We start from the raw sequence: 9,574 nt of genomic DNA on the forward strand, positions 1-9,574 counted from the left end.
CGGCTGCCCCACCTACACCTGCTGCGGCTCCGGCAAGGAATCTCCGCCGTGCCATACCTTGGTTCTGCTGCGCCATCGCTGTCTTCCTCCGGTGATACCGAGCCGACGTAATCAACCAGTGAACCGCCGCGAGAATCCGGCTACGGCGACCACGCGGCGCGCCGGTAACACGCTATGGACCAGGATGCAAAAGGATCCACTTTCAGAGTGCGGTTCGACCGGTGTTGGCGTCTCACGCCGAACGAAGCAGGCCTCAGTCAACAGTATCCGTGGAACCCTGGTCCGCCCCGTGCGTGGAAGCGTTGACGGCGGCCGGTGGGGGAAAACGCGTGACGAAATCGCAGACGGTGAGATGAGTCGGAGTGATCGTGATAACCGCCATCTCGGTCGTGTTCTCGCGCTTGGTGCGCTCCCACTCCGGCATTCTTTCCGGGCCCACGGCCCGGCGGGACGCGTCGATGTGCTCCTGGGGGAGCCCCTGCCGGATCTCCACCGCGGCGGTTCCCCGCCCCAGCATGATCAGCGGCGGGAAATCGGTGGTGTCGACGGTGAATGACACCTCAGGATGCGCTTCGATCGCCCGGACCTTGTACGCGGACGTCGGCGTCGCGAGGACGAACGCCTTGCCGTTCCAGAGGTAGGAGACCGGCACCGTGCGCGGATGGCCGTCCAGCCCCACATATCCCAGCCGCATCGGAATCGGCGCTTCCAGCAGGGTCTGCACGAACGGATCGGTGTTCACCAGGTCCACGATCTCCGGGTAGTCCATGGGTGCACCTCCGTGAGAAAAGGGCATTGACGGTGCCCTGAAGGGTCCCTTCAGGACGGTCAGCGTCCTCAAGGGCCCTTCAGGGCGAAGTGCGCCGTACTAGAGTCCGGCCAGGAACCTCAGCAGTTCCGCGTTGACCTCCTCCGGCCCTTCCTGCTGCGTCCAGTGCCCGACCCCCGGCAGCGCCACCGTGCGCGTCAGGTTTGGCACCAAGTACGGCAGGTTGGGGATCAACTGGTCCATGCCCGGGAGCCGGACACTGCCGTCCCGGTCGCCGTGGATGTACAGCGCCGGGGGTGTCATCGGCGCGCCCTGCCACGGCGCCATCAACTCCCAGCTCAGGTCGATCGTCCTGAACCAGTTGATGCCGCCGGCGAAACCGGTCCGGGTGAACTCGGCCGTGTAGAACTCGAGGTCGGCCTCGGTGAGCCAGCCGGGCAACGCGGCCGGCTCCGACATGAGGTCGAAGAGGCTGCCTCCCGCGGGCACCACCGGCCCGGTGGGTGCTTGCGCCTGCGGCGAGTCGCCGAAGCCCCAGTGGAAGATGCGGGTGAGGCTGGCCCGCACGTCGCGCTCCAGCTCAGCCTCGGCCACACCGGGCTCCTGCAGGTACTGCATGTAGAAGCCGGGGCCGAGCGCCTGGCCCAGCCCGGTCAGGGCGCTGACCGGGCCGCGTGGAAGGTAGGGCACACTCAGCGCGACGACACCGTGGATGCGCTCGGGCCGCATCAGCGCGGCGTTCCAGGCGACCTGCGTGCCGAAGTCGTGGCCGACCACCACCGCGTGCTCCTCGCCGAGCGCGTCGAGCAGGCCGAAAAGGTCGCCGACCAGGTGGAGTTGCGAGTACTGTCCTACCGCTTCCGGGCGGTCGGTCTGGCCGTAGCCGCGCAGATCGGGGGCAACGGCATGGTAGCCGGCCGCCGCCAGGGCGGGGAGTTGGTGGCGCCAGGAGTACCACGACTCCGGGAAGCCGTGCAGCAGCACAACCAGCGGCCCTTTGCCCTGCTCGGCAAAGTACATCTTGATGCCGTTGGTCTCCACGAACCGGTGACTGACCTCGTTCGTCGCGCCCTGGCTCGGTGCTGATTGCTGGTCGCTCATGGTGCACCTCCTTGTCTGTTGCCGGGAAGATCCTCCCTCCCGGGCCGTCTTTGACACCACTTCCTCCTTGCCCACTTCCTCCATATTCTTGTCCACGGGTTAACCCACCCGCTGTTCTTTTCGGTGAAAGGTGGTGTTTGTGCCCGGTGCCGGGAGTCAGTCATGGTGGGGTGACACAGGCGTTCATGTGCAGATCGTGAGGAATTCATATTGCCTTGGTTGGGGTGGTTCCGTAGTTTTATGTTTGGCGCCTTGGGGCCGTTTTGTCGGCTCGGGTTAGGCACATGTCAGGTACGGTCGGCCCGCCCCGCTGGGCTGGCGGCATGCTCTGCATCATAGGAAGGCTTGGACATGAGTACCCAGCAGACGGCGGTGAGCCAGGGTAGGGCGAATCTCGTCTTGGCCACGCTGTTTTTAGGCATGTTTGTGCTGGGGACCGCTGAACTGATCGTGGTCGGTGTGCTGGATCTGATCGCGGGTGATCTGCGGGTCTCCATCCCCGCCGCGGGTACTCTGGTCACCGCGGCTGCCTTGGGGTTGGCGTTTGGCGGTCCGATCCTGACCGTGTTGACCTTGCGGTTGAACAAGCGGACGATTCTGATCGGCGCGTTGGTGTTGTTCATCCTGGGCAACCTGGTCCCGGTGTTGACCGACAGCTATGGCTGGTTCCTGACCGCGCGTATCATCACCGGCGCCCTGCAGGGTCTGTTCATCGCGACCGGGTTCGTCACCGGTATCTCGGTGGTGCCGCCGGAGAAGATGGGTCGGGCTATCTCCGCGGTGTTCTCCGGGGTGGCTGTCTCGGCTGCGCTGGGTGTCCCGTTGAGCACGTTGATCGGCCAGGCTCTGGGCTGGCGGGGTGCGTTCGTGGCCATCATCATCCTTTCGGTGGTGGTATTGCTGGCCACTATCGCTTTTGCCCCGTCGGTGGCTCCTGCCGGGGGTAGTGCGGGTAACCAGGCCAAGTACGCTTTTGCTCCTCGGGTGCTGGCTGTGCTGGCGCTGAATTTCGCGGTGTTCGCCTCGTTGTATGCGGCGTTGACCTACATCGTGCCGTTCCTGCAGGACGTCACCGGTATCTCCGGGGCGGCCATCAGCATCTTCCTGCTGGTCTACGGGGTGTCCACGGTCATCGGTTCCGGTGCTGGTGGCCGGTTCGCCGACAAGAACGCCAAGGCCACCCTCATCGTGGCCACCTTCGGTACCGCGGCGGCCCTGCTGGTCCTCTACCTCGGCGGCACCGTGGCCTTCCTGGTCGCCATCGGCATCCTGGCGTGGGGACTGTTCGCCATGGGCATGGTCCCCTCCCTGCAGTACCGGGTCATCACCCTGGCCGGCCCGGGTGGCGCCGTGGCCCAGTCCCTGCCCGCCTCCGCGGCCAACATCGGCATCGCCTTCGGATCCTTCATCGGCGGTGTGGCCATCGGCGGCGGCAACGCCAAAGCCACCATCATCACCGGCTTCACCATCGCCGTCATCAGCGGCCTCATCGCCTGGGCCACCAGCTACCTCAAGCCACCCGTGGTCGAACAACCAGCAGCACCCCAAACCGACACCGCACCCGACGCCGAAGCCGCATAACACCAACCACCACCACGTCCAAGAGGCCGCCGCGAACGCGCGGCGGCCTCTTGGACGTCAACGTGCGCACAGCACTACGTCTGCTGCTTGCCGGCGCGCCGGTGCGGGCCGTGCTCGACCTCGGTGCGGAAGCGTTCGGCGGACAGTTCCACCGAGCGGGTGGCCGCTTCGAGGGAGTCGCCCTCGCCGACCATGAGGGTCACCAGCTGGGTTTCGTAGCAGGTGTCGGCGTTCCACGGGTCGATGAGGTAGTCGCCGAGTTCGAGGTTGATCAGGCCATGGGTGGCCAGCCACATGTGGTGGGAGACCAGGACCGGGTCGCCCGCGCGGAACCGGCCGGACGCCACGCAGCGGGTGGCGCAGTTGATGACCGTGGTGAGGGTGTAGCGGCCGTACTGGCGGTCCTCGTCGGTGAGCTCGAAGCCGCCCAGCGATTCGCCGCCGAACATCACGGTGTACAGGTGCGGGTTGGCCAGCGCGTTGGCGCGGTAGGCCCGGCCGAGGACGGCCATGTCGGCGACCGGGTCGTCGCTTTCCCGTACCTGGGTGAGGAACTTCTCGAGCCGGGCGAAGCCTTCGTGGACGATCTCGCGGACCAGGCCGTCCATGCCGCCGAAGTGCGTGTACACCGCCATGGTCGAGCTACCGGCCTCGGCGGCGATGCGGCGGGTGGACAGCGTCTGCGGACCCTCCTCGTGGAGCAGCCGCGCACCGATCTCGATCAGCGTGGCACGGGCTGTGGGGTCGGCTTTTCGCGGGCTCACCGGACCAGCGTTGCATAACACCGGCGGGTAGGTCTCCCGCCGGCGGCACCTTTTTCCACAACAGTGTTGTGCTAAGAGGCACAACGCTGTTATGCTTATGGGGAGCCTAGGGAGGGCAGACATGAACGAGAACATCAGCACCCGCCGCACCGTCAGCTTCCGCATGGACGACCAGTTCGACGTCCTCGACGCCTGGAGCGAGACCGCCACCGACGCCGACCTGCAGGCGGTCTACGCGGTCCTGTTCGCCGTCGCCGACGGCACCGTCGAGCGTGACTACGAGTTCGTCGACGACCCGCACCGGCTCAGCGAGTTCGCCGTGCTGGTGTACGCCGACCTGATGGTCAAGATCCGCGTGCACTCGTTCGACTCGTTCGGCCTGGTCTACCTCGGCGCTCCGGCCTGACCTGCGACGATGTCGGTGTTGACCGGGCCCGCAGTGCCCTCCACGAGCGCGCGGATGTTGACCATCAAGTCCGCCCCGATCGGATATCCGCGGTCCACCCCGGCGGGCAGGTTCTGTCCCGTTTGGATATGAGTTGTTCATGGCCGTCCCATGAGTCGCTGTGTCCGCACGCGTGGCCAACTCATTGCGGTCCGGTGCCCGGGTCACTGCCCGCCGTCACCGGTTTTTGAGACCGTTGGGCCGTGTCCTGGTGAAACGTGAGGGGATGTGGCCGATGACAGACGCGCGGTGGAGGCTGGTAGTCGACCAGGACGGTGTAACCATTGCGGGCGATCGCTTTCAGTTGACGACAGCACCGCGTGAGTTCGATGTGGACGACGCGGTTTACGGGGTGACCGAGTCGGCGGAGATGGAAGCGATTGTAGCTGAGTTGGACGCGATGACCCGCCGCACGTACGGGCAGTACTGTGGCATTGCCCGGTCCATGGAGGTGCTCGGCGAGCGCTGGGCACCGCTGATTGTCCGGGACTTGCTGGTGTCGCCGAAGGGTTTCAGTGACCTGCGCCGCGGTCTGCCCAGGATTCCGGTGGACGTGCTCTCCGCGCGGTTGCGGGAGCTGGAGCACACCGGCGTGATCCGCGCCGTGCACGCTCCTGACGGGGACGCCACAGACGTGTACGAACTCACTGACTACGGCCTCGAACTCGAGGAGATCCTGGTGCGGCTGGGCCGGTGGGGCGCGCGGCTGCTGGGCAGGCCGCTGCCCGAGGACATCTTCACCGAGTCCGCCCTGATCATGTCGCTGCGCTCGACGTTCCGGCCGGAGCTGGCCCGCCGGTTGCACGTCGGGTTCGAACTGCGTGTCCTCGATTTCGTCGGGTACGCGCGGGTCGACAACGGTGCCCTTGCCACCGGCGTCGGGCCGTTACCGAACGCCGATCTGGTCATTGAGACCGGGTACGCCATCAAAGACCTGATGACCGGCGAGCTGTCCGCGGCCGCGGCCATCGCCGACGGTGCGGTTCGCGTCACCGGAGATCCGAAGTTGCTCGGCAAGTTCACCGAGCTGTTCCGGAACCCCAGCACGCCGACCGCGCACGCCGCTTAACGAAACCTGAATGGACCGGTCCCATGGATGAGATCGTCGTGCGTGCGGTACAGCGCGCCATCGACACCATGCGAACCAATCTCGGGGACAGCCTGACCATCGACGATCTGGCCCGCTCCGCGATGTTCAGCAAATTTCATTTCACCCGCGTGTTCCAGCGGGTGACCGGTGTGTCGCCGGGCCGGTTCCTGTCAGCCCTGCGGCTGGAGGAGGCCAAGCGCCTGCTGCTGACCACGTCGCTGACCGTGGCCGACATCAGCCACCGCGTCGGCTACAACAGCGTCGGCACGTTCAGCTCGCGTTTCCGGCACAGCGTCGGCGTGTCCCCCACCACCTACCGGCAGCTCGGCGGCAACCCCGCGAAGCTGCCCGCCGACCAGTCGCCCGAGACCGAGACGAAGGGGGTGGTTCGGGGGAACGTCGTGGCTCCACCGGCCAGCGCACCAAAGCTGATCTTCGTGGGCTTGTTTCCCGGACGAATCCTCGAAGCCCCAGCCGTCCGAAGCACCCTGATCCGCGCGCCCGGACCGTACGCGCTCACCGACGTTCCGCCGGGCACCTGGTACCTGATGGCGCACGCGCCCACCGATCCGGTGCCGCACGTCGGTGTCTACGGCACGCTCACCGTTCACCCGCAGGTCGCCGCCCGGATCGCGGACATTCATCTGCGCCCGGTCAGCAACCTGGATCCGCCGGTGCTGATGGCCCTCCACGACGAGGTTTCGGAGCTCGCCCGGGTCGCATCCTGAAAATGCGCACGGCTGAAGGTGCCGGGAAACCGGTGCCTGGGAGACGCTGGAGTCTGCGCGAGAACCCTGGTTTTACGCCGGATCTCCGCGATACTGGTGGAAACCCGGTCAGGTACCCAAGGAGGGCAGACAGTGACTACGGCTAGTGTTCCGGCGCGGCGCGCGGAAAGCTTACTCACCGTGCTCAACACCCGTGGCCACAAGGCCGCACTTTATGCGTTCATGTTCGTCGTGATTGCCCACTGGGTGGAGCACATCACGCAGGCTGTCCAGATTTACGCCCTGGGGTGGGCCCGGCCCAAGGCGAAGGGCGCGTTGGGGTTGGCGTTTCCCTGGCTGGTGACGTCGGAATGGCTGCACTACGGCTTCGCCTTCGTCATGCTCGTCGGCCTGATCCTGCTGCGCCCCGGCTTCACCGGCCGGTCCAGGACCTGGTGGAACGTGGCCCTGGTGATCCAGGTGTGGCATCACCTCGAGCACCTGCTGCTGCTGATCCAGGCGCTGACCGGCTCCTACTTCTTCGGCCAGAAGGCGCCGACGAGCATCCTCCAGCTCGTCTTCCCGCGCGTCGAGCTGCACCTGTTCTACAACGCGGTGGTGTTCGTCCCCATGGTGATCGCCATGGTCTACCACCTCCGACCCAACGCGACCGAGCGGGCGCAGATGACGTGCTCGTGCGCCATCGCGCCGGCCGCCGCCTGAGGCTGGGAACGATGGTGTCACTGGGTGCCGGCCTCGCCGGCACCCAGTTCTTGCTGTCCCCCGGAGTCGCCTGGGCCGCGCAGCACGACCACACGCTGAACCTGCCGGTCAGCATCGGGCCGCTGGTCCTGCGCGTCGGCCTGCTCGTCGCGGTGCCCGCGGTCGCGGCGTTCGCGATGCTGCGGGGGTTCCTGTCCGAGCCCAGCCGGGCCACCACCGCGTTCGTGGCCGGCAGCGCTGCGGTTGCGGTGCTGTTCGAGTTCATGCTCGCCGACGGCATCGACTTCCCGCGGCAGGTCGTCGTACTGGTGCTCGCCGCGCTGGCCGCGCCGCTGGTCGTGATCCTGTCCCGGGATCCGCGCTACGCCACCACGCGTGGCCGGGCCCGGGCCTGCGCGCCGTGGATGGTCACGCTGTCCTTCGGGTTCGCGCTGGTCGAGTTCCTGCGGGCGATCCTGGGCGCGGGGGAGCTGACGGTTCTGCTGCCGACGGCCGTGGTGCTGGCCCTCGTCGGGCTGTCCTGGTTCACGGTGTGCGGCGTGGGGGGCCGGGTGCTCGGGACACTGGTCCGGATCGAGGCCGCGCTGCTGGGAAACGCCGCGCTCGCCGCGTCGGCCTACGCGCTGATGCTCACGTTGCCGCGGGTGACAGCTGCTGCGCCGTAGCCCCCGGGCCCGGCCGGTTGGTCACCTCGTCGACCACCAGCGGGCGCGCGCAGTCCTCGCAGGCCAGCTGCGTCACGACGTGGCCGCCGCAGCCCGCGTGCTCGAGGACGCGCGGCGGGCCGTCCTCGTAGGAGATGTAGCGGTCGCCCCACTCCATCAGCGTGAAGATGACCGGCGAGAGCTCGAGGCCCTTCCGGGTGAGCTGGTACTCGTGCCGCAGCGGGCGCTCCTGGTAGGCCACCCGTTCCATGATTCCGTTGTCCACCAAACGGTTCAGCCGGTCGGTGAGCACGTTGCGGGCAATACCGAGCCGGTTGAGGAACTGGTCGAAGCGCCGCACGCCGATCAGCGCGTCGCGCAGGATCAGGATGGTCCAGCGCTCACCCACGACTTCCAGGGTCCGAGCGACTGAACAAACTTGGTCATAAGTGCGTCCCAGCATTCATCCATGGTATTCGTTCCATGGTTGCTTGACCAGACTTACTCCGGTGTGACTTCCCCGGCGGTCTGCCATCTGGTAGACCATTCGGTGTAGGGGTCTTCATGAGCAATTCAGGAAAGGTACTGACCGGTATGCCTATTCCGACCGAACCGATCGGTAGTATTCCCCGTCCGCAGTACCTTCTGGACGGTCTGGCCGACCATGCCGCCGGCCGGATCGGGTTGGCCGATCTGCAGGAGCTGCAGGACCGCGCCCTCAAGGACACGATCGACCGGTTCGAGGAGACCGGGTCGCCCGTGATCACCGATGGCGAGCAGGGAAAACCCAGTTTCGCGACGTACCCGTTGGACGGTTTCACCGCGCTCGGTCCGGATGGTGCGGTCATCCCGTTCGCCGATGGACACACCCGCCAGCTGCCGGTGCTGACCGGCGGTCCGTTTCAGTACGGCACCTATGCCGACCAGTACTATCGCAAGGCAAAAGAGATCACCGGCCGCCCGGTGAAGCAGCCGGTGATCGCGCCGTCCGCGCTGAGCCTGCTGTATCCCGGTGACGGTTTGCCCGGTTACGCCAAGGAAACATTCATCGACGACCTGGTGAACGAAAGCGAGAAAGACATCCGGCGCTGCCTCGACGCCGGTGCACCGATCGTCCAGCTGGACTTCACCGAGGGTCGGCTGTCCGTCAAACTCGACCCGTCAAAGGGATTGCTCAACACGTTCGTCGATCTCATCAATACCGTGCTCGACCGCTTCTCCGACGAGGAGCGCGCGCGAATCGGGGTGCACACCTGCCCCGGCGGCGACCAGGACTCGGTGCACAGCCTCGACGTCGACTACGGCGAGTTGCTGCCGTCGCTGTTCAACATCCACGCCGGCCGCTTCTACCTCCAGCTGGCCAGCGAGTCCGACCGCGCCGGAGTCCTCGACACCGTGCGCACCCACTCCCGCGCCGACCAGCTGATCTTCATCGGCGTCACCGACCCGATCAACCCGCGGGTGGAGACCCCCGAAGAGGTCCGCGACCAGATCCTCCAGGCCATCGAGTACATCACCCCGGACCGCCTCGGCACCTGCGACGACTGCGGCTTCTCCCCGTTCGCCGACGACACCTCCACCCCCCGCGACACGGCCTTCGCCAAGATCAAGGCCCGGGTCGACGGCACCCGCCTGGCCAGCGAGTCCCTCGGCCTCTGACTCTTCGGGGTCCGGAGTGCGATGAAGGGGGCCTTTCTCACGCCCACGGGGAGGAAGGCCCCCGTAATCGCACCGCACCCCACCCAAGCGA

11 protein-coding genes are annotated in these 9,574 nt (G+C 66.5%); 7 read left to right on the forward strand and 4 right to left on the reverse strand.

Features of this window, described 5'->3' with window-relative positions:
* Positions 1-253: 253 nt before the first annotated feature.
* The gene (locus VGR06_RS41170) at positions 254-769 is read right to left on the reverse strand and encodes a pyridoxamine 5'-phosphate oxidase family protein (RefSeq protein ID WP_327564681.1); all 516 of its coding nucleotides are present in this window, start codon (positions 767-769) and stop codon (positions 254-256) included.
* Between the two features lie 99 nt (positions 770-868).
* The gene (locus VGR06_RS41175; protein WP_327564682.1) at positions 869-1,870 is read right to left on the reverse strand and encodes an alpha/beta hydrolase; all 1,002 of its coding nucleotides are present in this window, start codon (positions 1,868-1,870) and stop codon (positions 869-871) included.
* Between the two features lie 351 nt (positions 1,871-2,221).
* On the opposite strand from VGR06_RS41175, the gene VGR06_RS41180 reads away from it, so the two are divergent.
* The gene (locus tag VGR06_RS41180; protein ID WP_327564683.1) at positions 2,222-3,451 is read left to right on the forward strand and encodes an MFS transporter; all 1,230 of its coding nucleotides are present in this window, start codon (positions 2,222-2,224) and stop codon (positions 3,449-3,451) included.
* Between the two features lie 74 nt (positions 3,452-3,525).
* Here VGR06_RS41180 and VGR06_RS41185 read toward each other — a convergent pair whose 3' ends face one another.
* On the reverse strand, positions 3,526-4,215 hold the full coding sequence (locus VGR06_RS41185; protein ID WP_327564684.1) for a TetR/AcrR family transcriptional regulator: 690 nt from the start codon (positions 4,213-4,215) through the stop codon (positions 3,526-3,528).
* Positions 4,216-4,336: 121 nt separating this feature from the next.
* Between VGR06_RS41185 and VGR06_RS41190 the strand changes: the two genes are divergently transcribed.
* The 5 genes from VGR06_RS41190 to VGR06_RS41210 all read left to right on the forward strand — a co-directional run bounded on the left by VGR06_RS41190 (position 4,337) and on the right by VGR06_RS41210 (position 7,845).
* A complete protein-coding gene (locus tag VGR06_RS41190; RefSeq protein WP_327564685.1) occupies positions 4,337-4,621 on the forward strand; it encodes a DUF6235 family protein in 285 nt (94 codons plus the stop codon).
* 343 nt (positions 4,622-4,964) lie between these two features.
* Positions 4,965-5,729 carry a helix-turn-helix domain-containing protein gene (locus VGR06_RS41195; RefSeq protein ID WP_327564686.1) on the forward strand — a complete coding sequence of 255 codons (765 nt, stop codon included), beginning with the start codon at positions 4,965-4,967 and terminating at the stop codon, positions 5,727-5,729.
* Between the two features lie 23 nt (positions 5,730-5,752).
* On the forward strand, positions 5,753-6,478 hold the full coding sequence (locus VGR06_RS41200) for an AraC family transcriptional regulator (RefSeq protein WP_327564687.1): 726 nt from the start codon (positions 5,753-5,755) through the stop codon (positions 6,476-6,478).
* Between the two features lie 132 nt (positions 6,479-6,610).
* Positions 6,611-7,180 carry a hypothetical protein gene (locus VGR06_RS41205; protein WP_327564688.1) on the forward strand — a complete coding sequence of 190 codons (570 nt, stop codon included), beginning with the start codon at positions 6,611-6,613 and terminating at the stop codon, positions 7,178-7,180.
* An 11-nt stretch (positions 7,181-7,191) separates the two neighbouring features.
* Positions 7,192-7,845, forward strand: a complete 654-nt coding sequence (locus VGR06_RS41210; protein WP_327564689.1) for a DUF6239 family natural product biosynthesis protein — start codon at positions 7,192-7,194, stop codon at positions 7,843-7,845.
* On the opposite strand, the gene VGR06_RS41215 is transcribed toward VGR06_RS41210, so the two are convergent.
* Positions 7,811-8,233, reverse strand: a complete 423-nt coding sequence (locus tag VGR06_RS41215) for a helix-turn-helix domain-containing protein (RefSeq protein ID WP_327564690.1) — start codon at positions 8,231-8,233, stop codon at positions 7,811-7,813. The genes VGR06_RS41210 and VGR06_RS41215 overlap by 35 nt on opposite strands.
* Positions 8,234-8,418: 185 nt before the next feature.
* Between VGR06_RS41215 and VGR06_RS41220 the strand changes: the two genes are divergently transcribed.
* Positions 8,419-9,483, forward strand: coding sequence for a cobalamin-independent methionine synthase II family protein (locus VGR06_RS41220; protein WP_327564691.1), 1,065 nt, complete (start codon positions 8,419-8,421; stop codon positions 9,481-9,483).
* The last annotated feature ends 91 nt before the right edge of the window (positions 9,484-9,574 follow it).

This window comes from Actinophytocola sp. (assembly GCF_036002505.1).
GTDB lineage: Bacteria > Actinomycetota > Actinomycetes > Mycobacteriales > Pseudonocardiaceae > DASYTH01.

What these genes read in the sequence shown, in the direction of transcription:
- VGR06_RS41170 (WP_327564681.1), bottom strand. Translation starts at nt 769, where the DNA reads ATGGACTACCCGGAGATCGTGGACCTGGTGAACACCGATCCGTTCGTG.
- VGR06_RS41175 (WP_327564682.1), bottom strand. Translation starts at nt 1,870, where the DNA reads ATGAGCGACCAGCAATCAGCACCGAGCCAGGGCGCGACGAACGAGGTC.
- VGR06_RS41180 (WP_327564683.1), top strand. Translation starts at nt 2,222, where the DNA reads ATGAGTACCCAGCAGACGGCGGTGAGCCAGGGTAGGGCGAATCTCGTC.
- VGR06_RS41190 (WP_327564685.1), top strand. Translation starts at nt 4,337, where the DNA reads ATGAACGAGAACATCAGCACCCGCCGCACCGTCAGCTTCCGCATGGAC.
- VGR06_RS41200 (WP_327564687.1), top strand. Translation starts at nt 5,753, where the DNA reads ATGGATGAGATCGTCGTGCGTGCGGTACAGCGCGCCATCGACACCATG.
- VGR06_RS41210 (WP_327564689.1), top strand. Translation starts at nt 7,192, where the DNA reads ATGGTGTCACTGGGTGCCGGCCTCGCCGGCACCCAGTTCTTGCTGTCC.
- VGR06_RS41220 (WP_327564691.1), top strand. Translation starts at nt 8,419, where the DNA reads ATGCCTATTCCGACCGAACCGATCGGTAGTATTCCCCGTCCGCAGTAC.